26 protein-coding genes are annotated in these 26,945 nt (G+C 36.7%); 5 read left to right on the top strand and 21 right to left on the bottom strand.

All coding sequences use genetic code 11. The annotated features are described in order from the left end of the window. Positions 1–36: 36 nt before the first annotated feature. The 3 genes from M3189_RS05250 to M3189_RS05240 form a co-directional block, all read right to left on the bottom strand. Positions 37–1,104, bottom strand: a complete 1,068-nt coding sequence (locus M3189_RS05250; protein WP_251632719.1) for a GGDEF domain-containing protein — start codon at positions 1,102–1,104, stop codon at positions 37–39. A gap of 262 nt (positions 1,105–1,366) precedes the next feature. Continuing rightward, the gene (locus M3189_RS05245; protein WP_251632718.1) at positions 1,367–4,000 is read right to left on the bottom strand and encodes an FtsX-like permease family protein; all 2,634 of its coding nucleotides are present in this window, start codon (positions 3,998–4,000) and stop codon (positions 1,367–1,369) included. Positions 4,001–4,011: 11 nt separating this feature from the next. After that, entirely contained in the window at positions 4,012–4,704 is a 693-nt protein-coding gene (locus M3189_RS05240; RefSeq protein WP_251632717.1) for an ABC transporter ATP-binding protein, read from the bottom strand. A gap of 253 nt (positions 4,705–4,957) precedes the next feature. On the opposite strand from M3189_RS05240, the gene M3189_RS05235 reads away from it, so the two are divergent. Together M3189_RS05235 and M3189_RS05230 are read left to right on the top strand one after the other, a co-directional pair. Beyond that, on the top strand, positions 4,958–5,296 hold the full coding sequence (locus M3189_RS05235; RefSeq protein WP_251632716.1) for a hypothetical protein: 339 nt from the start codon (positions 4,958–4,960) through the stop codon (positions 5,294–5,296). Positions 5,297–5,319: 23 nt separating this feature from the next. Beyond that, entirely contained in the window at positions 5,320–6,759 is a 1,440-nt protein-coding gene (locus M3189_RS05230) for a PLP-dependent aminotransferase family protein (protein ID WP_251632715.1), read from the top strand. A gap of 366 nt (positions 6,760–7,125) precedes the next feature. On the opposite strand, the gene M3189_RS05225 is transcribed toward M3189_RS05230, so the two are convergent. The 4 genes from M3189_RS05225 to M3189_RS05210 form a co-directional block, all read right to left on the bottom strand. Further along, positions 7,126–7,674, bottom strand: a complete 549-nt coding sequence (locus M3189_RS05225) for a GNAT family N-acetyltransferase (RefSeq protein WP_251632714.1) — start codon at positions 7,672–7,674, stop codon at positions 7,126–7,128. A 117-nt stretch (positions 7,675–7,791) separates the two neighbouring features. After that, entirely contained in the window at positions 7,792–8,748 is a 957-nt protein-coding gene (locus tag M3189_RS05220; RefSeq protein ID WP_251632713.1) for an alpha/beta hydrolase, read from the bottom strand. A gap of 110 nt (positions 8,749–8,858) precedes the next feature. Further along, complete coding sequence (locus tag M3189_RS05215) at positions 8,859–9,257, bottom strand: hypothetical protein (protein ID WP_251632712.1); 399 nt, start codon at positions 9,255–9,257, stop codon at positions 8,859–8,861. A 75-nt stretch (positions 9,258–9,332) separates the two neighbouring features. Beyond that, positions 9,333–10,025, bottom strand: a complete 693-nt coding sequence (locus tag M3189_RS05210; protein WP_251632711.1) for an N-acetylmuramoyl-L-alanine amidase — start codon at positions 10,023–10,025, stop codon at positions 9,333–9,335. A 247-nt stretch (positions 10,026–10,272) separates the two neighbouring features. On the opposite strand from M3189_RS05210, the gene M3189_RS05205 reads away from it, so the two are divergent. Next, positions 10,273–10,590, top strand: coding sequence for a hypothetical protein (locus tag M3189_RS05205; RefSeq protein ID WP_251632710.1), 318 nt, complete (start codon positions 10,273–10,275; stop codon positions 10,588–10,590). 80 nt (positions 10,591–10,670) lie between these two features. Here the strand turns inward: M3189_RS05205 and M3189_RS05200 are convergent, their stop codons facing one another. The 10 genes from M3189_RS05200 to M3189_RS05155 all read right to left on the bottom strand — a co-directional run bounded on the left by M3189_RS05200 (position 10,671) and on the right by M3189_RS05155 (position 21,888). Then, on the bottom strand, positions 10,671–10,970 hold the full coding sequence (locus M3189_RS05200; RefSeq protein ID WP_251632709.1) for a BC1872 family protein: 300 nt from the start codon (positions 10,968–10,970) through the stop codon (positions 10,671–10,673). Between the two features lie 173 nt (positions 10,971–11,143). After that, positions 11,144–11,752 carry a hypothetical protein gene (locus tag M3189_RS05195; protein WP_251632708.1) on the bottom strand — a complete coding sequence of 203 codons (609 nt, stop codon included), beginning with the start codon at positions 11,750–11,752 and terminating at the stop codon, positions 11,144–11,146. A gap of 177 nt (positions 11,753–11,929) precedes the next feature. Further along, positions 11,930–13,675, bottom strand: coding sequence for an aminodeoxychorismate synthase component I (gene pabB / locus M3189_RS05190; RefSeq protein WP_251632707.1), 1,746 nt, complete (start codon positions 13,673–13,675; stop codon positions 11,930–11,932). A 318-nt stretch (positions 13,676–13,993) separates the two neighbouring features. Further along, positions 13,994–15,970, bottom strand: a complete 1,977-nt coding sequence (locus M3189_RS05185; protein WP_251632706.1) for an FAD-dependent oxidoreductase — start codon at positions 15,968–15,970, stop codon at positions 13,994–13,996. Positions 15,971–16,153: 183 nt separating this feature from the next. Further along, positions 16,154–17,179, bottom strand: coding sequence for a threonine aldolase family protein (locus M3189_RS05180; protein ID WP_251632705.1), 1,026 nt, complete (start codon positions 17,177–17,179; stop codon positions 16,154–16,156). A gap of 174 nt (positions 17,180–17,353) precedes the next feature. Beyond that, on the bottom strand, positions 17,354–17,788 hold the full coding sequence (locus tag M3189_RS05175) for an SRPBCC family protein (protein ID WP_251632704.1): 435 nt from the start codon (positions 17,786–17,788) through the stop codon (positions 17,354–17,356). A gap of 13 nt (positions 17,789–17,801) precedes the next feature. After that, on the bottom strand, positions 17,802–18,569 hold the full coding sequence (locus tag M3189_RS05170; protein WP_251632703.1) for an SRPBCC domain-containing protein: 768 nt from the start codon (positions 18,567–18,569) through the stop codon (positions 17,802–17,804). A 906-nt stretch (positions 18,570–19,475) separates the two neighbouring features. Then, complete coding sequence (locus M3189_RS05165; protein WP_251632702.1) at positions 19,476–20,141, bottom strand: carbonate dehydratase; 666 nt, start codon at positions 20,139–20,141, stop codon at positions 19,476–19,478. Between the two features lie 164 nt (positions 20,142–20,305). Next, positions 20,306–20,806 carry a hypothetical protein gene (locus M3189_RS05160; protein WP_251632701.1) on the bottom strand — a complete coding sequence of 167 codons (501 nt, stop codon included), beginning with the start codon at positions 20,804–20,806 and terminating at the stop codon, positions 20,306–20,308. Positions 20,807–20,886: 80 nt separating this feature from the next. Beyond that, positions 20,887–21,888: an LLM class flavin-dependent oxidoreductase gene (locus M3189_RS05155; RefSeq protein ID WP_251632700.1), complete on the bottom strand. Its 1,002-nt coding sequence runs from the start codon at positions 21,886–21,888 to the stop codon at positions 20,887–20,889. Positions 21,889–22,236: 348 nt separating this feature from the next. Here M3189_RS05155 and M3189_RS05150 point away from each other — a divergent pair, with 348 nt between their 5' ends. Together M3189_RS05150 and M3189_RS05145 are read left to right on the top strand one after the other, a co-directional pair. After that, complete coding sequence (locus M3189_RS05150; protein ID WP_251632699.1) at positions 22,237–22,854, top strand: cell wall hydrolase; 618 nt, start codon at positions 22,237–22,239, stop codon at positions 22,852–22,854. Positions 22,855–23,052: 198 nt separating this feature from the next. After that, positions 23,053–23,481: a DUF2383 domain-containing protein gene (locus tag M3189_RS05145; RefSeq protein ID WP_251632698.1), complete on the top strand. Its 429-nt coding sequence runs from the start codon at positions 23,053–23,055 to the stop codon at positions 23,479–23,481. A 120-nt stretch (positions 23,482–23,601) separates the two neighbouring features. On the opposite strand, the gene M3189_RS26850 is transcribed toward M3189_RS05145, so the two are convergent. The 4 genes from M3189_RS26850 to M3189_RS05130 form a co-directional block, all read right to left on the bottom strand. Next, the gene (locus tag M3189_RS26850) at positions 23,602–23,733 is read right to left on the bottom strand and encodes a hypothetical protein (RefSeq protein WP_285889395.1); all 132 of its coding nucleotides are present in this window, start codon (positions 23,731–23,733) and stop codon (positions 23,602–23,604) included. Between the two features lie 120 nt (positions 23,734–23,853). Next, entirely contained in the window at positions 23,854–24,681 is an 828-nt protein-coding gene (locus tag M3189_RS05140) for a GNAT family N-acetyltransferase (RefSeq protein WP_251632697.1), read from the bottom strand. A 135-nt stretch (positions 24,682–24,816) separates the two neighbouring features. Next, entirely contained in the window at positions 24,817–25,854 is a 1,038-nt protein-coding gene (locus tag M3189_RS05135; RefSeq protein ID WP_251632696.1) for a DUF3231 family protein, read from the bottom strand. A 48-nt stretch (positions 25,855–25,902) separates the two neighbouring features. After that, positions 25,903–26,940 carry a DUF3231 family protein gene (locus M3189_RS05130; RefSeq protein ID WP_251632695.1) on the bottom strand — a complete coding sequence of 346 codons (1,038 nt, stop codon included), beginning with the start codon at positions 26,938–26,940 and terminating at the stop codon, positions 25,903–25,905. Between the last annotated feature and the right edge of the window lie 5 nt (positions 26,941–26,945).

Genomic DNA, 26,945 nt, shown 5'->3' with positions numbered 1-26,945 from the left:
GGATATGCGCCTTAATGGAAGCAGCTAAAACGAATACTAACCCCTAATGACCGTCCCGCAATCAAAAATCGCTTGGTTTTTGCCGTTATGCTTCGCCTTATATAATAGTTTATCTGCGCGCCTGACAATTTCTACTTGATTTGAGATACCTTGTTGATTCGAAAATAAACCGAAGCTCATCGTCACGGAAAAACTTCCATTTTCACTTACAAACTGGACTTCTCGTAATTCTTTATAGACCTTCTCCAGACACGGAATAATTTTCTCATTATCTGCTGTATTAAAAAGAATCGCAAATTCCTCCCCTCCATAACGAAACGAGTTTCCTAGTGTGGAAGGAATGGTATTTTGCAGTATCTCGCCGATTTTCATTAATACTTTGTCCCCTACTACATGGCCATGAGTATCGTTTACTTTTTTAAAATTATCAATATCAGCCAGCACTACAGCCATCCCTGACTTACTATTACTAGAAAAAGAGTTTTTGAGCGTTTCTTGAAAATGTCGATGATTATACAAACCTGTTAAATAATCACGAACAATCAAATCCTTATACACATATTGAAGCTTTTGATGATGTCGTTCTCTATTCACAATCAATGCTCCAAAAAAACCAATTACGATTAAAAAGGTAAGATTTAATAGGAAAATGACAATGGATAGTTTAGGTAAAGGCAGGCTGGTCCAAAACAATATAAAATAGCTAATCACCACTACTGTACAAGATAGAACAGCTCCATGGATTTTCCAATAAATCGTCGAATGCATGACCAACAGGTAAGATATTGGAAACAGCGTGCTCGTTACTCCTCCCGTTAAGAACAAAAGCCAAATAAGTGCTATATAATCAAAAAGAATTCCCGTTTTCATAAGCAATTTAAAAATCGTATGGTTCCCAGGTGCTAACCATAAAGCAATCTGTGCAACTGTCATATAGGTAATACCAAAAATGAGTAAATAATTAAAGGTATGTAATTCGAAGTTTACGATGGAGGCAATGGGCGGATAATAAAAAACAATAACTGCTACAACTAGAAATATCCACCTAACGATAGAAAATATTTGTTCAGTCACAGTATCCGTCAGTAAGAATTTATCTTTCATTATTACCAGAATCCTTCTTTTTTCAGTTTTTTTTTTGCTAAGTTAAAGTCCACTATCGTATCATTGAACTTTATTTGGATATAGTAAACGTGCCTATTCTCCTATCATACTAGTTTTAGGAAACAAAATAAATAAAAGTTTTTGTAAAAAATTGTATTTTTATGGTAGATTAAAATTATTATTAATGCCCAAATAAAAAAAAGCACCACCTTAAGGCAGTGCAATATGATTCAGTTTTGACACGACTTTTAAAATATTATTGCTACCCAATGAAATATGATTTCTCACTAGGAAAACTCCCACTGATTCCCTTCATTCCTTCCATCGGCTCTGTTTTCATCGCCATTCTAGAAGGCAACCATCCTCCGAGAATTCCAACAATGATCGGACTTAAGCAGGTGATGAGCGGCAGCCATAACTCGGAAACTGGAAGTGGTCCGTACATAAAAGAAATAATCAGTAGTGAAAGAATTCCTCCAATCACACCACCGATTAACCCAATTACAGCACCTTCCAGCAACACCATTGAACGGACATGTTTATTTTTCCACCCTAATGCTTTCAATAAAGAAATTTCATTTCTTCGCTCATTTATATTCTGATACAGGATTTCCGAGGTGGTTAATATGGAAATGAGTAAGGATACAGCGACAGCGATATAATGCTGTGTCCCCACTTCCATTGATACGTATTGACCCAGCCACGAAGTGTACAACACACCCTTTAATCGAAACGTCACGTAAATGAACAAGATGAGTAATGAAGTTGGTAACGCAATGGCTAAAATGGATGCAGCATTTCTTGGCAACCTTCCTAGGACGGAGTTAAGAACAATGGACCATAATCCATGGGTTCCAAAAACCCTTTTGGCTGTGACACTTATTTCTCCTGCTCTCATTACTTGTGAAGGATGAATTTTATTGATTAAACGCATCGGAAAGAGAGGACCAATTAGATAGATCATCATGACAAATACCGTGAGCAAAAGTGAATCAATAATAGAAAAATTTCCACTAAAACTAAATCCTAATTGAGCCAATAGTGTAATAACCGTTATTATGGCACCGATTAATAAAGACTCCACTAGTAAAAGTTTCTTTAATTGTTTTGGTTTCCAGCCTATTGCTAAAAGAACAGCAAATTCCTGTTTCCTCGATAAGAATGAAACTAAACTTGTTGAAAAGACATAGATGATGGCAACAAGAATATTACAAAGAATGATTCCTGTATACCCTACCTTTGTTTCATTGAAAATATTGATTGAAGCCCCAATTTTTATCCAAGGCTGTTCAATCCAGCCAAGTGATTCATCACTATTTACTTTCGGGATATTTATTAGTAATGGCTGCGGTGAAGATCCTAATGTAATATCTGTTTTAAGACCTGTTATTCTCTCAATCTCACTTGCAACGGATTCTAGTTTATCTTGGCTTTCATCTCCCAGTCCCTCTACACCCTTGACTTTGATTCGAATGGCAGAAATGGGACTTTCACCTAAAATTTGCTGTGCCGCTTCAATGGTTGTTAGCATCGATGGGGATTGCAACATGAAACCATACATATTGGATGTTGGATTAATACTTCTGGGTGGATTCAAAGGTTCCCCCTTTTCATTTAAAACAAGATTAGCGATTGGGGCTTTATAGGTTTCCATCGGCAATTCATTTTCGGGATCCTGTAAGATGTTTAATTTACCCGGATCAAAGAATCCAATAAAGATTGGATTCAATCTTGGATTTTTCAGCAAGCTTTTTTCTGTAATCTGTGGTTTACGATAAGTCGACACTTCTTTCACAATGGATTCACCTTTATAAGGAATGACTTCAAAAGCGTTCGTCCATCTGTCTGGAAACGGACTTGTTATAGTTTTGTAAGTAAGTGGTCCTGTTTTCTCACCTAGAATACTTCGATAGTCGACTACCAGCTCCTCATCCATTGGTTTCTTTTTACCTGTTTTTGTATCAATTCCTAAGAAATTCTCAATCATAACTCTATGAGCTTCATCGGAATTGTAGGTAAAGCTTTCTGTATTAGTGGCTGGAAATGTCTTTAAATACTTTGCTCCCCCATTTTTTTCAATTTCCTCTAAGGCTTTTTGTTTCTCACTGACCTCTTTATATGGAATATCTAATTTTTCAATTTTAAAATTGATTGTTTGATTAATAAAGGAACGATTACTTAGAATAACGGGAAAGGTTGTTTCCATTGCATTTATTTTTATAGGTCCTGGTGATTTGCTTAAATCAATCGAACTTACAATATCACTTTCTGAAAAGTAGTTTTTCTCACCTTCAAGAGGGACCATTGCTTGATCTAAACCGACCAGTCTAGCTTCTTCAACAGGATCAATTGCTGCCAACAAAACTCTTGTGTAATCGGAGAGTGCACTAAACCCAACAAATCCATATTTATCAACTACCTCTTGATCTGGTTCCTCATGGATTCCTCTAGAAAAATAAAACTCTTCTATTTCTTTTCCCTCTTCAAGTCCATTATGATCAGTACTAGTATTGGTAACACGATAAATACCAGGTTCTTTAATGTCTAGACTTTTAAAGATTACTCCATACCCGGTAAATCCAATCATACTGATTGGTGCAGCAATATCAACATCTTGAATGTTTTTGATTTTCTCATAATCCTCAACCGAAATTCCCCCCGAGATTCCGCTTAAATAATTCGGATCAAAGAGATTATTTTCTTCGGTTATACTTTTTGTTTCCTTAGGTCTTACGACTATATCATAAGAAGCTGCCCACTTCTTTTGAAGGGAATTAATCACGGTACCTTTATTGGTTTCTGACAGACCGATTAGTGTACTTAGACCCCCGCTGATTAATAATGCACCTATAATCATCAGAATAAAACGTTGTTTTTGCCGCCTCCAACTTTTCATAATAAATGACATCATATGACAGTCCCTACCCGTTCACTGATGACATATCCATCTTTCATTTCAATCACTTTATTTGCTTTTTCAGCAAGATTTTTATCATGTGTGACTAAAATAATTCCGCACTTTTTTTCTTTATTCAACTTTACTAGCAATTCAAAAATGGTATTTCCCGTTTCTGTATCTAAATTTCCGGTTGGCTCGTCAGCTAAAATCCAATCTGGATTCGCGACTAACGCACGAGCAATGGCTACTCGCTGCTGTTGACCACCTGATAATTGTGATGGGAATGAATTTATTTTGTCGTCTAAACCTACAAGGTTTAATAGTTCTTTAGCCCGATCTTGTTTATGAAAAGATATTTTTCTATTAAACAAAGGAATCATCACATTTTCCAAAGCCGTTAACATAGGCAGTAAATGAAATTGCTGAAAGACGAAGCCAAAATTATTAAATCGTATATCTGCTAAGTCATCACCTTTAAAATTGGTGATCAAACTACTATCAAAGGAAATCTGTCCGCTAGTTGGTTTATCTAAAGTGCCAATTAAACTAAGCAATGTAGATTTTCCTGAACCGGATTGGCCCATGATTGATACAAATTCACCTTTGAAAAACTCAAGCGAAATGTCGCAGAGTGCCCTCGTTTTCACTCCGTCTCCTTTGTAATCCTTTGAAACATTTTTTAATTTAATACTTTCCAACATAACCCTACCCCCTTTAAAAATTCCCCCTCTTCGGGTATTACCTCCCCTAAAGGTAATCATTAGACGAGAATTTGCTGGAAAAGTTTCTTAAAAATCAAATAATAAATTTCTATACAATAGGCAATAAAAACCGTTGAAAATAGTAGAGTGACATTTGCTCGCAATCAAAATGTAAATATTCTGTTACTGTAATAGAGTTGATGTTCGTAGTTTGTAAGTATAAACTTTATCTACTATTTAAGGAGTGATAAAGTTGAACACTGTTACTGTTGATAAGCTAGCCTTCAAGAAAAAACTATCGATGATTGAGCAATTTACAATCAAAGACTTCCTGTTTAAATGGGTCGGTAGCCCCCCAGAGGGAATCGATGATATCCTGCCGCTTGCATACAGTGAATATGTATTTGCGAAGATGGAGGCTAATCAGGAATATGCCTTTATGATAAATGAGAATGAACATTTCAGATATGCGACCATAACTGAGAATGAACAAATTGTGATCGGTTTTTTGGATTATAACAATGAGTTGAAACATAGAGTTATAACTATAGATGAAGTATTAAATGAAAAAGGTTACAATAGAAGGTATTAGACCTAATTTAAAGGATGTATCAAATGGATTGGAAACCAGATCGGGAGTCAAAAACACCTATTTATATACAACTAGCTTTATATATTGAATCCGGAATTGCTGATGGCACTTTTCCACCTGATAATCCTTTACCTTCTGAAAGAGGATTGGCCAAAGAACTCGGAATAAACAGAAGCACGGTGATTGCTGCTTATGCCGAATTGGAATCTAATGGGCTAATCGATCGGAATAGAGGCAGCGGAACAACAATCAGTAAAGATATTTGGGGCATTTCCAAGAAACGGATTCCAAGCTGGAACCGGTACATAGAGGCTGGTTCGTTTCTGCCTAACTTGCCTGTAACGCAAAGAATCCACAAGGAAATGGCAGAGCAAAACCTAATTAATTTAGCCAGCGGGGAATTATCACAGGATCTTTTTCCGATGAAGTCATTACGAGAGATTACTTCCAATAGATCCTTTATTGGATCATTGGGATATGACCATCCCCAAGGCAATGTGATTCTTCGGGAAACCCTAAACAATCATGTGAAAAAATATCGGAATATAGATGCAAACCCATCTTCTATATTAGTTACATCTGGAGCACAGCAGGCTTTACACCTCGTTGTTCAATGCTTATTAAAACCAGGAGATGCAGTAGCAATTGAAAATCCTTCCTATCATTACAATCTGCCGGTGTTTCAATCAGCAGGAATCAAAACCTATTATTTAAAAGGTGATCAGGATGGAATAAACCCCAATGATATATCTGAACTGTATAAAAAACATAGAATCCGGATGATTTTTTTGAATCCTATTTTTCAAAATCCTACAGGTACCTTAATGGCTGAAAATAGAAGAAAGAAAATCCTTGAAATATCTTCTGAGTATGGAATTCCGATTGTGGAAGATGATCCGTATAGTTTAACAGCTTTTACAGGAGAAAAGGTCGAAACGCTAAAATCATTTGATACGACTGGAAATGTATTATATATCAGTTCACTTACAAAAATAGTAGCATCTGGTTTGCGTATAGGCTGGATTATAGGACCAAAAGCTGTTATCGAAAGGTTATCGGATGCCAAGCAGCAAGTTGATTTTGGACATGCCAGTTACACCCAATGGATTGCAAATGACTTTCTAGATTCAACGAATTTCGAGTCACATATTAAGAATTTAGTTATTCAGTTAAAAAGTAGAAGAAATCAAATTGTCAATAGCCTTCAAACTTATCTAAACGACAAGGTAGATTTTTATATTCCTACAGGCGGAATCCATATCTGGTGTAGGATAGTACAAGAATTTAATGAAATTCAATTACTAGAAGAGTCCATTAAACGGGGAATCATTTATGTACCTGGATCAACAATGGGTTCTGAAAAGGGATTTGTCCGATTTACTTTCTCACGGGAAAAAGAAGAATATATTAATGAAGGTATTAGAAGGTTTGCGGATGCACTAAAGGCAGTTTCCAATAAATGATAAGGATCAGGATTTATTCTGATCCTCTTAACCATACTCTAAGTCATCCAAATGTAGATTCCTAGAGCAACCAACGCTATAAAAATAATCACCACATATATTAATGTTAAATTGGTTGTATTTCTTTTTGTGGAATCGCTATAATTTTCATCAGGCTTCCCCGTTATTACTAGGGTTGAAACCACTGCAATAATTAAGATTAAAACGACTAAAACAGGTAATATGTCCATGCTGCACCTCGTCTTTTTTATTAGTGCTATTTACTAATTAATGATAGCGCAACTTGAGGTATTCTTAACCATCCAATTCATCTAAAAATAGACCATCCACTTGAAAGATTTTTTAAAAAATTTTATGTACCAACTATTATTTCTGATTAATCCTCCCCATTAAAACTGTATTATAGTATTTTCCATCGGATAAAAATTTGTCATTTTTTAGAATTCCTTCTATATCAAAACCATATTCTTTATATAGTTTTATAGCTTTTTCATTGGTCTCTAGAACATTTAAATTCATTTTCTTGATTCCAACGGCGTCAGCCCAAAGGATAGATTCTTTTAAAAAATTTTTTCCAATCCCATACCCCCAATATTCTTTTAATACACAAACACCAAACTCAACTGTATGGGAGGTACGTTTCAGTTGGTTCCCTTCACATCTAGAAAAACCTACAATTCTATCATTCACTTCTGCTACCAAAAATAAGTGATTGACCCGTGCAGAATCTTCTTTTATCAATTTTTTAAAACCCGTTTCATCTATGTAAGCCTCGCCTGGTTCTCTATCTAAATTCTCCGTTTCTCCATCTATCTGTACTCGTACTTCAGATAAGGTCCTCGCATCCTTCTCCATTGCAGACCTGATAATATAACGTAGACCATTGATAGTAAATTCTTTTGGTTTAATAATCATAGCAGAACCCTCCCAAACTAATAAAAAACTCATTCATTTATTTTATAATTCTATGTTTTGTCTGTAAATGAAAAAGCGCAATGGAATCGTAACGAATCCATTGCGCTAGAGTTATTTTTAGATACTGACTGATTCAGGTTGAGGCTGTAACGCCTTTTTCAACGCTTGAACATATTCATTTCTTGCTTGTTTCCCTATTACTGAAGTTGGATTTAATAATTCAAAGCCATGGTAAGCACCAGGATAAAGGTGGAATTCCACAGCAACTCCTGCTTGTGCCAATTTTGCTACATATTCAATCGTTTCATCACGGAACGGATCTAATTGACCAACACACGTAAAGGTTGGCGGAAGGTTAGAAAGGTTTTTTGCACGTGCTGGTGCTGCATACGGTGAGATTTCTCCGTTTGCATGCTCTCCCAAATACATCCTCCAGCCTGCTAAATTATTTCCACGATTCCAGATGGCACGTTCGTCTGTAATTTCGTAACTAGAAGGTGTTACATTACGGTCATCAATCATTGGATACAATGGCATTTGGAAAGAGATGGCGGGACCTTTACGATCACGGGCTAACAAACTTAATGCAGCAGTCAATCCACCACCAGCACTTTGACCTGCGACAGCTACCCGTGAAACGTCAATCTTAAGTTCATCCGCAGCATTGGTCATCCATACCAAAGCAGCATAACAGTCCTCTAATGGAGCAGGATATGGATGCTCAGGAGCTAGGCGGTAATCCACGGATACAACAACACACTGTGCTTCTTCAGCAAAGAGTTGGCAGTCGCCATCAGAGCCATCCGCATCTCCTAATACGTAACCACCTCCATGTATGAACAACAGTGCTGGAAGTTTTTGCGTATTTCTGGATACAGGTTCATAAATTTTAACCTTCATATCCTGGCCATCACCGCCCGGTATCGTGCGCGATGAAATGTTAACGCTTTCAGATTTTTCAATTGGAATAGCGGGAGCTTGTCTTGCTGCCTCTAATCCTTCGGGAAGATTAAGCGGCGGGAAAACCGTTAGTATTTCCTTCAATTCTGGTGCAACTCTGTTCATAAAATCCATTCAACAACCTCCAGTTCATTTATAAAACGATTACTATGAATAATCATAGCATGTACAGTAATCATATGCTGTCACATAGAAAGATATAACTTTCTGGTAGACTTATAGTCCTATTCATTTTTTATTTTTTTCAACTCTATAAAATCCAGATTTTCCACCGAATGATCCTTTTCCTTCCAAATAATGAATAAAAGCAGTTTGGACTCTTTATCATAGTAGGAACAATCATTATTACATTCATAAATATAATAACCATTTTCATCTAATGTCGGAAGCCCACTTTCATAATGAGGATGAATATTAAAATTGAGATTTTCAACATCTGCGTTACCTTTATATTTAACTACAACTCGATAACTACTATTAAGTCCTTCTATCTCTGCATGAATGGAAATCCGCCAATTCACATCCTCACCCATATAGGTAACCGTTTTTCCTTTTACCATCACCTCATAGAATGAAACTAAAAGGATTAATAAAATAATAGAAAAAATAAGCTTCCTTTTCATAAAAAAACACCTCTATACAAGAGATGTAAAATAAATCCATTTATGACTGATAGTAAGGAAAAAATATCTAGTAAATTATTTAGTAACAATAATGGCTGGATATCCTCTAGCCTTCAACTCTTCTCCAAGTCCCCTTGCATGATTGATATCTGAAAATGCCCCCACTTGTACACGATAAAGCACATCGGGAGTTGATGAAACTGATGGTTTCTTTTTCAGTCCATACTGTGCAACAAGTCCATCAACAACCGCTTTTGCTCCTTTTTTCTGATATTCCTTTGTCCTCATTTTCATAGCTTCATTTTGGTTGGTCATAAATGCAAATTCTATTATAATTGCCGTCCTATTCGTTTCTCTTACCATTTGGAAATCAGCTGCTTTTACTCCACGATTACGGAATCCTAATTCTTTCACTAGATTCGTTTGTATTTTTTCAGCAAGGGCATTGGCCTCTTTTGGCTTTGTTATATACATGTAAGTTTCGGTTCCGCCGGCATCGTTCCAACCAGCCCCATAAGCATTCAGATGATAGTCGATATGGACATTTGCACCCCATCCGTTTACAAGTTCACAGCGTTTATTTAGCGGAATTTCACTTTTCCCAGTTGGATCATCAATCCGTTTTTGAATAACACCTTCATAATTTTCTAGTTCTAGCATCACAAGCTTTACAATCTCACTCGTAACCTGCCATTCCTTATAGCCATCGGGTGACTGCTTTCCTGGAGTGACAAGTGCATGTCCTGCAGCATGGGTTATTTTTAACATAAAGATATCCTCCTTTTTTTCGAAAAAGGAACCTTAAATGGCTGTCAAGATAATGACAACACTTCGATTGGTCCCCTAATTCATTTCACCCTTTATATATAGATAATTAACAAAAAAGGACATGGTCAAAAAAATAATAAAATAAATTGCTGCTTCCTTTGGTCACTGTTATTTTTATCACATCTTCTTCAATCCTACGGAGTTAAAATAATAATGAATCATCATAAACAGGCAGGAGGATGTTTTTTTGTTAAAATTATTTATTTTCGTTCTAATTCTAATTACGTTGGTCTTGATGAGTATGTTCATTGATGGTGTGCTGGAGTTACATAAGCAAGAAAAGGAAGAGAAAAAAAATATCGTAAGAGACGGAATGGAAGGTTATTTAGATAAAACCTTTGGATTTGGCAATGTTACAATCTTTAAAACCGTCCTTGATGCTGAAGGCAATACCAGGTACCTTGTGTATTTTCCAAAATACGAATGGTTTAAAGCACCAAAATATGAATGGTATGAAGTCTATGCGACCCAAAGCGGATTTAAGCATGATGCAATAAAAGGATGATATAAAAAGCCCAATGCTCGATAATATCTCGAGTCATTGGGCTTTTTAAATAATTTGTTCCGCATAAATATTACTATACTTTATAACCATTCATCCGCAATCGTGCTATTGTCAGCGAGAGAGAAGGCTGCATTCGTGATGGCTTCTGGTAACGAATCTCCTGTTTCACAAACCTCATTAAAGCAAACTTCATATTTTCCTCTTTCCATATATGTATAGCCAAAGCTTTTTAACCTTTCAACAACTAAAAGTGCGTGCTCAAGGTTTTCGTGTGGATTAAAATCATATATAAATACACCTTTTTCCGGATCATACCAACGATCCCATCGATTTAATTTCCATCCTAGTATTCTTCGTGAAATGACCTCTACTTTGTTCATATCCAATGACCTCTTTTGCTCTAGATGATACTATATTACCATTTCCGTGCACGAGTGGCATATATTCTTTTTTACCGAAAACCAACAATAAAAAGGAACAGATAAGGTCCTTCCGTAAAATTCCACTACTATTCCACAAAAATATATCGTAAACCTGCAATAATGAAATTAACTCAATCGGCTGCACTGAGCCATTTCAATTTTTGTGAAAATAGATCCTTTGTAAAAGAAGGACAAATTTTCTCAGGATTTTCTTCATTCCGATAACCCTTAAGCTTTCCTTCATATAGGAATTGGATCTTTGAAACAGTTTGTAAATCATATGGTGCTATGAGAGAAATAGGTTTATGAAAATCAATAATGTTTGATTTCTTAAGTAAAAAAGCAACAAATTGAGAACAGAAGAAAGCATTGTTTCTTTTTATCGGTTTATTAAACATCACACCGAATAATCCTAAAAAATTATAACGATACTGTTTCTTTTTATCCTCAATTTCTTGTAAATAATACTTCATCTTTTGGATTTGACTCTCCGTTACGGTAATAGAATAAATAGCACAGTCTGCTTGTTTAAATAAACCCGTCCGAACATCTTCCTTTACAAACCCTCCAATAAATGGATTTCGGGCTGTTTTTCTCCCAAAGCTATATACCTCAGATAAATGAGAATCAAATGCGATTGAAGCATGGTTGTAAGGTTTTTTCGTATATAACTTTATTAATTTTGTTAATATTGAACCTGTATTCGTTAAAAGAATATAAACCTCTTTTTCTTTCATCATCCTCATCCTCTTTAAAAGGTTTTCAAGAAAACTTCTCTGTTTATACTATACATACGAAAACTTAAGAAAAGTTTCATAGAATCCTTAAGATATTCTTAAGCTTTGAAGAGGAAGTATTGAATGTAGAAACAAAAAAGCCGATTGATTTATTACGTAAACCAATCGACAATCTTGATTTCAAAGTTTAACTTCTTTCCATTTTCTTACGCTATTAATAAACCAAATCCTGGTAGCCTTTTTTAAATCTGAGTGCGTAAGTGTTTTTTCGTAAATTTCTCCTGATTTTAGTAAATAATTACGAAACGTACCAGCCAATAATCCACACTCTACTGGTGGAGTCCATAATGTATCGTCTATTTCCAAAACTACATTTCCATTTGTAAATTCGGTTAGCTCACCTTCATGGTTCCAAAGCAATATATCAAATGCATGTGATGGCTTCTGTTCTTGAAATTTTGTATAAATCTCTCGTCTGGTTGTTTTATGATACAAAAAGATATTTGACTTATTAACTGGACTGTCGGCTACTGTTACCTTCAATAATGTATCCTGCTGGGTTATCGGTTGTCCTTCAATGGTTATTTCTCCATTCTTCGCCAAAAGCAAACGGACCTTTACCAGACCATTCAGATTTGAAACTCTATAATCGTGTAGAATTTTATTGATTTCCTGTTCTTTGAAAGGAAAGTCAAAATATCGAGCTGAATTCTCTAGTCGCTTTACATGCTCTTCCAGCAAAAAATAATCTCCATTGTCTAGTAATAAACTTTCTAGCAATTGAAAATCAGAGGGATTCTCTTTTAATAGCTTTGCTTTTGCAAGAATTTCATCGTATTCACCTTCAGGTGTCGAATCCCAAGTTACTCCTCCACCCACTCCATAGACGGCACTTTCCGTTTGATGGTCAATGAGCACGGTTCTAATCGGTACATTAAAAATAGCTTCTTTGTTTGGTGTAATATAGCCAATCGCTCCGCAATAGACTTCACGTGGTTCATTTTCTAAGTCTGCAATGATGTTCATTGTACTTATCTTTGGTGCCCCTGTAATCGATCCGCATGGAAAAAGAGCCTTAAAAATATCAACGATGGTTGCAGTTTCCGAAACCTGTGCTGATACGGTAGATGTCATTTGGTGGACCGTTGGGTATTTCTCAATTTCAAATATTTTTTCAACTTTAACCGTACCAGATTGAGCAATCATTCCGAGGTCATTTCGAAGCAAATCGACAATCATTAGATTTTCAGCACGGTTTTTCTCAGAATGGAGCAGCCAGTCAGCATTTGCAGCATCTTCTTCAACCGTTGTTCCTCTTTGAATGGTTCCTTTCATAGGACGGGTTGTAACCTTTCCATTATCAAGGTGGAAAAACAATTCTGGTGAGGCAGACAAAATACTCTGTTCTCCTGTATGTATATAGGCACAATAATTAGAGTTTTGTGCTTTTTTTAACCGATTGTAAAATGCGTAACTATCCCCATTAAATTGTGAATGGAGACGGATGGTATAATTTGTCTGGTATGTATCACCAAGCTGAATCGATTTTTTTATCGAGGTAATTCCTTGATTGTACTCTTCCATCGATATTAATGGTTTCCACTCCGTTACGCTAAATTTTCCTGAACTGCCTAGTTGAGCAGGTTCTGGTTCTGGTTCTGAAAAAATACCAAACCAGAGCAAAGGAAATGCCACTCCATTATTGACCATAAATGCAGGATCAAAGGCTGGAGCACTTTCATATGATAGAAATCCGGCAGCGTAAAAACCTTTATCAACAGCATCTTGTACAAGCTGGAAACAATGTAAAACATCCTCCACTTTGCTTGCGGTAATCACGCTGACTGGGTTTTTAAACATTAATGGATTTATCTGTCCGTTTGAGTCTGCAAATTCAAATACAAGTAGAGGTTCTTTTTGTGCCATACTTTTTGCCTTCACCCTTAAGTTTTCTAAATTTTAAAAGAAAAAAATCCTCTTTTAAGTTTATTTTTCCTTGGTACTTTCGTCAACTATTTCAGTTAAATCTGGTATATTGAATAATTGACAAAGTATTTACATTTCAATAACTTAATCTTAACAAATTTCTCTTATACTGAGCTTAACACAGGATGCCTTTGGAAGGAGGATCTGGAATGCGCGAGTTTATGATTAGAATCGTAATCTTAATTCCAATTTTTATCATTATGTAAGAAACTCTTACTATGAAATCCCCTGCGTTAATGACTAAAGATTCTTCTTGAATTAGAATGCTTCCACCAAAACATTCTCTTGGATTTTGTTAATAACAAGAGATTCAAGCACATAAGACTTTTCAAATCCATCCTTTATTGCATTTGTGATAGAACCTGGATTAATTGCATCCCCAATAACAAAAATGTTATCAAAATGTTGACTATACAACTCTTCTAAAGGATTGACAGACTCTGTTCCCATCGAGAACACAACGTGATCTACTTTAATTTCACGTTGTTCTTCGCTGTTTTCAATCATGATGGAATTTGAAAGAATTCTTACTATTTTATGATCTTCAATAATGTCGACGTTTGCCTTTTTCAGACGATTGATTAGCATTAGTCTTGTGTGTGGTGTAACTTTGCTGCCTGTCTCTGTCGGTACTTCCACTAAGACTACATCGCTGCCTCTTGCAGCTAGCTGGCCAACCACACTATAACAAACCATCCCGCTTCCTACTACAACAATTTTTTTATAGGAAAAGTCTTTTCTTTGCAAGAATACATCTTCATAGTCACAAACAAGTGTGTTTTTTACCCCATCCACTTTGGGAATAATAGGTTTGGCACCTGTTGCTAGGTAGACAGCATTTGGTTTCAAGGCTTTTATACTTTCGATAGAAGCTTCGGTATTTAAACGAACATCCACGTTTAAACGTTCCATCTCGTTTGTATGATATTGAATCATCCAGTTCATTTTCTCTTGTGCTTTTGGTGATGTTACTAGATTTAATTGACCTCCAAGTTTATGGGCTTTTTCAAAAATTGTTGCCTTGTATCCTTTTAAGGTGAGCACTCTTGCTGCTTCCATCCCGCCAGGACCACCGCCAACAATCGCTACATTGCGCTCTTCTTCAATTTGTTTGAGCTCTCTAAACTCCAGTTCTCTTCCCGTTCTCACATTTATTGCACAGGTTACATGAGAACCACCTCTCGTACATTGTAGGCAGCAAATACATTTGCGAATTTCTTTTTCCCGGCCTTCTATCGCTTTTTTGGCCCATTCTGGATCCGCAAGATGTGAACGCCCCATCGCAATAAAGTCGGCTTTGCCCTCTGCCAAAATATCTTCAGCAAATTCTGGTTCACGAATGACTCCGACCGTAATGACCGGGATATCTACCACTTCTTTTATAGCTTCTGCCAAGTACACTCTCCAGCCTTGTTCGAACATCATCGATTCAATCATCTTGTCCATCGAATTATAGTTTCCGCAGCTTGCGTGGATTGCATCTACCCCGATTTTTTCTAAGTGACGTGCGATTTCTTTGCTTAATTCTATTGTTGTTCCGCCTTCTTCAAATTCATCCACACTTAAACGAATGCTTACTGGGAATTCTCGACCACATTTTTCCTTAATCCCAACAACAATTTCCTCGACAAATCTCATTCTGTTTTCAAAGCTGCCGCCATACTCATCAGTCCGTAAATTGGTATGTGGGCTTAAGAATTGATTGATTAAATAGCCGTGAGCTCCATGCAGCTCGACTCCATCTGCACCGGCACGCTTACATCTTAAAGCACCCATTACAAATTTGTCGATTAATCCTTTCACTTCCAAATTGGTTAACTCCCTAGGTTCTTCACCAATTGCTGCACAGGTAACTGGACTAGGTGCGACAATTTGCCTCGCCCCGCCTAAAACCATTGAAGTGGTTTCCCTCCCAGAATGCTGCAGCTGGACAAATAGTTTTGCTCCATATTTTTGTACGACTGTTGCTAACCTGTGAATTCCGGGAATAAAACGATCTTCATCGATCCTCAATTGATTAAACGTTGATCTGCCATACTCATAATCAATGGATGTGTATTCCACGATAATTAATCCAGTCCCGCCTTTCGCTCTTTCTTCATAATAGGCAATTTGATGGTCGGTGACCTCACCATTAGGACCACCAAGATTGGTTCCCATTGCTGGCATAATAACACGATTTTTCAAGACAAGATTTCCAATTTTCCCTTTTGAAAATAAATGATTGTACTTCATCCAACTCCTCCTTTTCATTGTGCAACATTTCACATACTTATGTAAAAAAAATATTCCCACTATTTATTATAAGGTATCCATTTTCATATATCTGTGAAATAGAAGTGACAATTGATGTGGGTCTGTACAGCCAAACTATAAGCAAAAAAACGCCTCCATTGTCAGGAGGCGTTCTGGGTCCAATTAAAGCAGTCTTTTCAATTCCTCAATAAGGCCAGTGACCTCGTCTTCTTTTGTTGCCCATGAAGTGACGAAGCGAACAGCAGAGAAATTAGAATCTATCTTTTCCCATATATGAAAATCATAGTTGTTTTGAAGGTCAGATATGACCGAATTCCGCAGAATCGGGAAAAGTTGATTAGATGGTGAGTGCGTCAGGAACGTGATATTTGCTTTATTGAGTTCCTCTCTAATCATGCCAGCCATCTTATTCGCATGGCTTGCCAACTCAAAGAATAAATCGTCACTGAAAAGCTCAAGAAACTGTATGCCCATCAATCTTCCCTTTGCTAGAAGTGCACCTTTTTGCTTTATATGATAACGAAAATCCTCTTTTAAGGAATCACGGCAAATCACCAAGGCTTCACCAATTAAAGCGCCATTCTTCGTACCGCCAATATAAAATGCATCCACCAATTTAGGGAGATCGCTTAACTGAAGATCATTTTCCTCCGCACACAACGCAGAACCAAGTCTCGCACCATCCATATACAATATTAGGTGGTTGCGTTGACAGAACTCATGTAAATCCTGAAGTTCGCTTTTTGAATAAATGGACCCAATTTCAGTAGAATTTGATATGTATACTAGCTTTGGCTTCACCATGTGCTCATCCGGATGTCCGTCGAGAACTCCTTGCAAATCGGCTGGTGAAAGTTTTCCATCTTTACCCTCAACAGATAATATTTTATGACCAGTAGCCTCAATGGCGCCAGTTTCATGTCCAAGGATATGTCCGCTGCTAACGGCAATTGCTGCTTCATGTGGTCGTAGGAAAGCTGAAATGGCGATTAGATTGGTTTGGGTTCCACCTGATATGAAATGAATATCTACGTTTTTGCTTTCGATTTTCTCCTTTATTAGTTCAATTGCTTTCTTCGAATATCGATCCCCACCGTACCCTTCGTCCTGCTCCAGGTTGGTTTCAAGTAATGCATGTAGGATTCTAGGATGTGCTCCTTCGCTGTAATCGTTCTTAAAGCTGTACATTGTATTGCCCCCGTCTTTTTTAAAGAGTTGTACCTGCATATTTATTCTATAATACCAAGAATCTAGAGAATTTACACAATTACAAACTTCTTTAATACCAATTAAATAAAGTCCAAAACAACGTCCATTGATGGAAGGAGTTTCGGACTTTAGAGATTATTTTTCAAGGATCCATTATTTTTCAAGGATCCTCTTAATTGTTTTCAAATCTTTCATGTTCGCCTTCTTCATCATGGAAGACATAAACGAAGAAAATATTTTTGAAAAACCTGTGGGATTCCCTGCATTTCTTAAAGTCATTTTGGTACGATTTGGACCCATGTCTTGCCAGGTATAGATGGTTTCCATTGGAAATGGCCCTTGCGCTGTTTTCATCACTAGTTTCTTTCCCGGTATTAGATCTACAATCTCATAAATATAGGCTAGTTCTCTTCCTAGAAATTTCGCTTTAAATGCAATTTGTGAACCAATTGCTAGTGGTTTTGGTGTTCTCCACTCTGCAGAATTGATATTTACATACCACTCTGGGGCATTTTCAGGGTTCGAGGCATACTCCGATACTTGTGAAATAGGACAATTAATGATTATTTCTGTAACTACATCTACCATAATAATTACCCTCTTATTGCTTTTCTACATAATCTTTTAGTAAGGTTCCAAGAAGGTATTCCCAGCCCTTTTTGTGCTCTTGTTCCCATTGTTCCTGTATAACACCAGAGGCTGTATGTGAAAGCTGCAGCAACGTTCCCCCATCTTTTTCAAGAAGACGATAGGTATAGGCACTGTTAACTGCTCCCTGCATCCCCAGATGACCAAAGAGTCGAATTTCTGCAGGAGCATTCACATAATAAACATTGCCCCATATCGCACCTTCTTTATCACCCCATTTTTCAATAAATTGTCCTCCTGGGACGGGATCAAATGTAAAGTGCGAGGTTACTCCTTTAGGAGCGATACGAAATTCCCACCAATACTCCACCTTTTCCGTTAACGCTTTGAAAACCTCTTCACGTGGTGCGTCTATAAATAACTCCTGCTCAATACGAAATTCACTCATTTTTCCATTTCCTCCTTTTTGTTCTACTACCGACCGGATGTTTAATAGATTGCTGGCGTTTGATTGCATGTATTTCCCTGCCCAGCGTCTATGCATTTCCTGCAGAGGTACCGCATTAAGAAAGTTTCGTTTAAACTTCCCTTCACGCCTGACCACCACCAAATTGCCTTCCTCTAGTATCTTTAAGTGCTTCATGATGGCATACCTAGTGACATCCGGAAAGTATTCGTCTAGTTCGCCGGTAGTTCTGGGTGACTGTTTTAGGATATCCAGAATCTGCCTTCGGATTGGGTGCCCTAATGCTTTAAATACTGTTGAAAGTTCTTCTTCCATAATTAAATCCCTTTCTTCAAGGATTCAAAAAACATGTGAATAAAAAGTCACATATTTTTCATGTGAATAAAAAGTCACATATCTTTCATGTGACCTTATAGTAACATGTCGTTACACAAGGGTCAAGCCAACTAAATATTCTTATCTTTAGTAAAAATCATTAACAAGAAAAAAAAGACGTTATCTCTCAAAAAAGACAACGTCTTGCTTAAAAATTTATTTACAATATATGAATATTCCATGGATGGCACCTAATAGTGTGAAAATAATGAGGTGGTCACCGATTGCGACCAAAAATGATTACTTTGACATCAGACCAAAAAACGAATTTTTCAGATAATCCATTTTTATGATTAATCCGATGAAGAAGCCTACTCCCGCTCCGCTAATTAAATGATCAGCTATTCTTCTTAAGCAATAAATCCTTTATTGATTAAGTTAATATGAGCTTTTTGTTTTAGTAATCTTATCTTTTGTTTTTTGGTTAATCTTCTCCAAAAACTTACTTTGAAATACATAAAAAGCCCTCCTATTCATTTCTACAATTGGAGCTCTGCAATAGATACTTCTACACAATTCTACGGATTTTTATCTATAAATTTCTTATCTTCTATATTTTTTGTGAGTATATTGTTCATTTTACCAAACAAATTATTTATTGAAAAATCAAAAAGGTCGACTGATTCTACCTAAATCCTACAAAATTCACTGTAAATTTCTTTATAATCCTGAAACTGAATAGAATATCACTAGAAAACATTCAGTTAATGTCGAAATGTATTTTGAAAATTACGAAAATATATGACAATATTGTGAACTGTAAATGACAAAAAAAGCCCTTCATAACGGAAATGCAATGAACCTACTCGAATTACTTTCACTGGTTTGAAGGTTGCTTACATTTACCTAGCAAGCTAAACCGCACGAACATTTATTTTTCCCAAAATACAAGGAATAGGCTGCTGGGAATTCTGAATTTACCCGCTGGACCGCGATAGCAAACTCCTCTTCTGTTTCAGGAACAATGCCTAATACATTTGCTTTTTCCTGCGAATCGATATTTGCACCAGGTGGTACAAAGCTTCTTGGTTTAAGTTCTACTCCATTGGTAACAACAGCACCAGAAGAAATAAAGCTTCCTTCCCCAATGATTGCATTATAAACGATTGCTTTAAATCCTATAAAAACGGCGTCTTCCACCCGGCATGGCCCATGTACTAGGGCACCATGAGCACAAGAAACTCGGTTCCCAATATATATGGAGTACTTTTTGCTGTTCTTTTCAAAATACTTATCTTTTAAACCATGAAGTATGACACCATCCTGTAGGTTACTATTACTTCCAATATAAAACGGAGTCCCTTCATCGGCTCGGATGCTTACAAACGGCCCAACATAAGTATTTTTCTGAATGGTAACATCCCCTACCACATAGGTAAAGGGACTTAAGAATGCTTGACTATGAATACTCGGAAACCTTGGATACGGGTTCACCGAAGTCGGGGGATTGTAGCCTACATAGTAACTATATAGATTAAACTGCCCATTCTGATACCCTTGATTATTCCACAACAGTTACCATCTCCTTTTATTTTCAGAAATCGTTAATATGTATGTTTTCAAATAAAACATATACGTAGAAGATTATTTTCATATACAAAAAAAGCTGCATAAATAGCTAAAAATGTATAAATGGTGCCTGTCACCGTAAAGTAAAAGAAGCCAGAATCCATTTTTTATTGGACTCTGGCTTCTTTTTCATTTTTTTCTTCGGTGTTTATGGTTTCCTGTTTATTGGTTTTGAATATGTCTTTGGATAGTGCGTTTAATTTGTTTACGAAGCGATTAAATCCAAAGCCTACGAAGAAGGCGAAGCTTATTTGTGCATATGGAGTGTCCTCAAAGTCGACGAAATCGATTAGTAGGATTCCGCTTTGAATTAAGGTGACTGCTACTACCGCTGTTCCGGTGGCGAATATAGGATAGAAGATGTACATAATCCATAGTCGATAGTCATTCAATTCGTCTTTCATATAGTGGGAACAAAACATATATAAATGCCGCAGTGAACCTCCGACGGAACCAGCGAAGAAGTAATACAAGAAAATTTTGATATCCTCAATAAAGGGTAACTTTTCGTCTAATGCTCCTGTCCAAACTACACCAATAGCTAGGAAACTCCCGAAAAACAGTAGTGAAAGATATAGTAAAATACCGGCTTTCACCCATTTATTCACCCAAATCACCCCGCATTCGTTACTGTATCCTATGAGACAATGGGTGGTGACGTGAATGAATGGTTGGTAAGTAAAGTAACTTACTTCCCCTCTACAACTTCTTTAAATAGTTCATACGAACGTTTTTGTTTTTCCGAATCATAAATGTAAGAAACTGCCATAATTTCATCCACAGCATAGCGATCTTGGAAGCTTGTTAGCTGCTGACGAATGGTATCTTTATTACCTAACAAAGTCACGCTGGACATGGACTTCGCCATTTCTTCCTCCATCGGGTTCCAAATACCGTCCATACTTTCAACAGGGGGCTGTAAAGGATTACGTGTACCCCGAACCACATTTAGGAAAAACTGCTGCATCGTGGTTTGTTGGTATTTCGCTTCTTCATCACTCTCTGCTGCAATGACATTTAGACAAACCATCATATAAGGCTTATCTAGATACTCAGAAGGCTGGAACCTCTCTCTATAAATTGAAATCGCTTCACCCATGAATTTAGGTGCAAAATGTGAAGCAAATACATATGGCAATCCTAAGCTTGCTGCTAAATAAGCCGAATCTGTGGAAGAACCTAGAATATAAAGTGGAACATTGGTTTCTACTCCTGGATAGGCTCTTACATATCCTTGGTTCTCCTCCGGCCCAAAATAAGTAAGTAATGCCTGAACATCCTCTGGAAAGGTATAAACGGAATCATTTTTTGAACGTCTTAATGCACTGGCTGTCATCATATCGGTTCCAGGAGCACGTCCAAGTCCAAGCTCTACTCGATTTGGATAAATTGTTGCCAGCGTACCAAATTGTTCCGCTACGACAAGCGGCGAATGGTTTGGCAGCATGATTCCGCCAGAACCCACCTTAATGGTTTGGGTATGCTCCAGTGTATGTTTGATTAATATTGCCGTTGCTGAACTAACAAGCGTCGGAGAATTATGGTGCTCAGCAATCCAGTAGCGTTTATATCCCATTGCCTCCGTTGCTTGAGCTAGACTCACCATTTCCTCTATCGCTTGCTGTGAATTTTGACCTTCACGGATTGGTGCGAGATTTAATACTGATACAGGTATGTTAATAGTTCCCATTATTTATAAAGTCCTTTCTTTGTTAAAGGGTATATTTCTATAGTAACAATAGAAATAAAGGAAACAAACTTATTTGCTCCGAGTGAGTGTCTATGCTTACCTAATTTATCCTTTCTAGCTTCCAAATAAACGATTCATATGGGTATGTAAGTTTCATGAGAAACACTTTCCCATTTCTCTCCAAACAATCTATTAAATTCTATTTCAAACTCTACTAAAATGGTATTAAATCCCAATCGGTAGACTTCTAATTGACTTATCCATGTAACTTAACTGTAATACTATTCTATTTTTTCACTTCATAGTAATAGATTTAAATACTTTAAACCAACTTGGAGGACTAGAATTATGAAAAAACTTATTACGTTCCTTACTTTGACTGCCACCCTACTATTTGCTACCCCTGCTTTTGCATATGACGTAAAGTCTGGGGACACGATGTCAAGTATAGCAAGAGATCATCATGTCACCTTACAAGAACTAGCAGATATGAATCCACAAATTTCAAATTTAAATCTCATTTACATAGGTCAAAACATTAATACTCCTGCTAAATCTACTATAACCAATGAATCAATCCAAAAAGAGTCTGTTAACAACACCAGTCTCTCAGATTCTGAAGTCGATTTACTGGCGAGATTGGTAAGAGCTGAGGCACAAACCGAACCTTTAGAAGGGAAAATTGCAGTAGCTTGTGTAGTACTGAACAGAGTCGAAAGTGCTCAATTTCCCGACAGCATTAAAGATGTCATTTATGCTCCTGGTCAATTTCAACCAGTAAAAAATGGTCAAATTGATAAACCTGCTGATGAGGAGTCGATTCAAGCTGTAAAGGCAGCTCTTACGGATAAAAGGCAATTTGCCCCTGGGGCCCTATTTTTCTACAATCCTGCTATTGCTACCAGCAGATGGCTAGATTCAAGAGCAACTACTTTAGAAATTGGACAACACGTCTTTAAAAAATAAACAAAAGGACCAGCTTTGGTCCTTTTCATTAACTATTTTTAATTAATTTCCTTCTTATCCTTACCAAGAATCGTCAGCTCATACGGGTCATTACGTACTTCAGCTGCCTTCTCATTTATTATTATCGATGATTTACGCCAAAATCTCGAATAAAAAAGCCTATCACCGTGTCAAAATAGAATGAAAGGATGTGTGAAAATGTCAAATGAAGTTATTGTTGAGGAATTAAATACTTTATTAAGAGGCACATATATGGGGATTCGTTCTTTTGAACACTATATCCATAAGGTTAAAAAGGAAGAATTAAAGCAAGTCTTTCAATCCATGCAGCAGGATGTAAAGTCGAATGCACAAAAACTTGCACAGCGGATTCAAGATTTAGGAGGCGTTCCTGCAGACGGTGAGGGATTCTCAGGATCGATGCATAGTTTTATGCACAATGTGATGCTCCCGGATGATACACATGAAATAATTGAGGATGCTTTGAAGGGCTTAGATCAATACGGAGTACAATATTCTGAGGAACTTGTGCGTGGCGACCTAGATCCCAAAAGCAGGCAGCTTGCGGAAGAAGTCATTGATACGAGTCGAAGACAGATTGAGCAGTTAAAGCATTACCTTCATTAAGCAAAGATTCCGGGCATGATTTTCATTTCACTTTTTTTAACGAAAAAATAAGCTGTCATTTTGACAGCTCTGTTATCACTATTATTAAATCATTTTCAGCTGAATTGGCTGTAGTTTGCTCTAAAACCAAATTCTTTTATTATAATCATACTCATATAAATCCATATTATCTTCACTATCTTTATCTGGGGCACACTCTTCACAAGGTTCTTCTGACTGGTTATGTTCACATTGTTTTAATAAAAGTTCCATGATTTAGTTCCCCTCTCCTAGTTCTTACTATTATTATAATGTAAACGTTTACAATTGTCTCTACTTTTTTTTAAAAAAAGAGAGGAAAAGTGATCCAGAAGGGGAAATTCCCCCCTTCTGTTAGTGAATTAATTTATAGTAATCCTGTGAATGAAAGCTTCTAAATCCACATGATTCATAGAGTTTTAGTGCATGATCATTTTTTGCCTCAACCTCTAGAAAGATAGACAACCCTTTTTCATCCTCCATTTTCACTACTTTGGAAAGGGCTTTTCTGCCAATCCCCTTCCCTTGGAACTCTGGAAAAATGGAGAAACCATATATCCAAGACTCACCATTCATTTCGGAAAGTCTTATTTTCCCAACAATTCTTCCTTCTGCTTCAATTATTAATCTGAGATCCGTATTCAGGTCTTTCGTTTCCTCCTTATACTGACGTGCTTCCTTTTCATTTACCCCAAAGCACTGAACATCAAGTTGTATTTCCGCCTCAAAGTCTTCCTCGGAAATAGAGGGTCTTACCGTAACAGAATGATTATCAGCTATCTCTGATTTTTGCCATTTCATTTGGTACTCAACCATCGACAAGTCGCAAGGGATGCTCTTTAAAAACTCCTTCGCAGATTGAGATTCGGTCGGAGCATTTAACAAAATGGTTCTTGCTTCTCGTTTCTTCGCTTCTTCTAGTGCTTCATCTAATAGCTTTGAAAATATCCCTCTTCTTCGATTATCCGGGTGTACCATCCCGCAAATCTCAACCTTACTTCCAAAATAATAGCTTCCAAGAAAACCAACAAGTTGGCCATTTTCATAATGGAAAAAGTCTTCTTTACGATTCTCAGACCTGCTTTCCAGCATGTCATCATTTAGCTTTAACTGAAGCCTGCCTTCTTTCTCACAAATCTCTTGAAGCATTTTTATTTCATTTAATTTTTCTTTCGTTAGCATTCATGAACACCTCAGTTTATTAATTGTGACTTTTCACACTCTAATATTCTACCTTCATGAGTTATTTACCTTTTTTTTAAAAAAATATCTCAGGGGATAGATTAGGTATCTATCCCCTGAGATATTTCAGCTTTTTTATTTATCATGATGATTACTTTCAATACCTTCCTTATTTCCTTTGGATAGGGCCCTACGGTCACTTGCTTTTGGCGGCTCTTCCATCCAACCATTTTCTATCATTAGATTAGCACCATCTTCAGCATATCTGACAAGTTCACTTATCATGACGATATATTTTTCTGCAATGTCAGCTCTAGAGGTCACACTCAAAGCCGTTCCATAGAAGGCAATAGCAATTTGGGAAGATAGTTGAACCTGATACATCAACCATTTATCTGAAAAGGGCGATGTGGTGGAACTTGTTACATGAGATTGCCATGACATCGGTGAATTTAACATTTCTTCACGAAAGATTTTTCCAAAGGCAGCGATATGTTTATTAGAGATTTCCATTCCCCTATTTATAAATTGCCTTACTTTTTTCGATGCAGCCACTTGGCTAAACCCGACCTTTAATGCGACATGCATATTCATTTTGTTCATATTAAAGGTAATATCCCCTATTTCAATCCCCGTTAATGGACGTTTCTCACCAAACCAACCTGTTAAGAAGCTTTGGTGTTTAATAAAGTCGATATTTTCAGCAGGGGTAAGGACGGCTGGCCTTGAATATAGTCCTTTCGTTAGCATCGTATCAATCGTTTTCTCAAAGAGCATCATGGTTTCAGTATTACAAGAAATAAAGTATTTACGAAGGTCTGCTCGAATAGAAGTCCCAACGGATAGGGAGTAGCCGGTTAGTCCTTGAAGGGTCATTATGTATATATAGTACAAATAAAAAGGATCCTGAAATAGTCGAGGGGCATGAATGTTTACATCCTCATTTGTAAATCCTTGTGGGATGGGAATGCCCTCACTGTTAAAAAACTCTTTCACCTTTCCTACATGTCTTTCTGAAAGCTCCAGTGAATCTTTATATATTTCTATGATGTCTCCGTCTTCTAAGTGTTCCAGTGCGTACCTAATAAAACCAATGGACATGGAATCAAACATGTATTGTGTCCATAAACTAGAAACTTCTGGGGCTGTCAAAGAAATTCTTGTTTGTTCCATATCAGTCTTCCTTTCCGATTAAAGGATCTTCAGAATAAAAACTCATAACTATTTTGAAGACAAATTCACACGATCTAAAGCTTTAGGTGGTTGTTCCATCCAACCATGATCAATCATAATATTTGCCCCGTCTTCTACATATAATGCAACCTCAGAAAGTGATTTCATATACATTAATCCAATATCGCGTCTTCCATTGACCGCCATTGAATTTGCAAACGAACGAATCTTCATTGAAAACATATCTACTTTATGGAAAACCATGATCCGATCAGAAAAAGGTGAAAAAGTTGAATCCGTAACTAAATGATCAATTTGAGAAGGAAACGGTAAGTTTCCTTTATGCATTTTATCCTGAAAACGCTGTATTTCCTTATCTGTGATATCTTTCCCTTTTACAAAGTAAGTTCTTACTTTTTCCTTTTTTGCAACCTGACTGAAAGCAATCAATAGTGCTTTGCTCGTAATATTATTTTCAATATTATCGTACAAATGTGTAATTTCTAATGCATGTAGTTCTCGAACATCGCCGAAAAATCCATTCAAATAGTTATCCTTTTGGATAAAATCAACTTTTGTCGGCACAGGTATTGTAGGAGCCTTTATAATATATCCTTTTTCGAGTAATACGTTATTAATCTGCCCTAATAAAATTGTGGTCGTGGTGTTACAATGGATAAAAAATTCACGTATATCCTCTCTCAACGTTAATGGTATGGCAATCGAATATAAACTAAGTCCAGCCTTTGCAGCATATTTTAAATAATGAACGTAAAATTGGTCTTCAAATAACCTAGGAGCCCCGAGATTAACGTCTTCCTCAGTAAATCCTATGGGAATTACGACTTTATCATTCGTGAAAAACTTTTCAATGGTCTTCATAAAATCCACTGTGAGGTTGTATCCATTTTCCAATAAAATTTTTACATGTTCATCTTCTACATTTTTAAGAAAGTAGCTCAAAATTTTGTTAGACATACTATTTCCTAAATAGGCAGCCCAAAGCTTTCCCAATTCGATGGCAGTAAATGGCTGATCAGGGCTTAATTTATCTGAGCTTATGTTGATTGGTTTCATTAAATCCATGTTAA

The organism is Neobacillus niacini (assembly GCF_023715415.1).
GTDB lineage: Bacteria > Bacillota > Bacilli > Bacillales > Cytobacillaceae > Neobacillus > Neobacillus niacini_C.
Note: the sequence above shows the minus strand (reverse complement) of the source record. Positions and strands in the feature narration are given on the sequence as shown.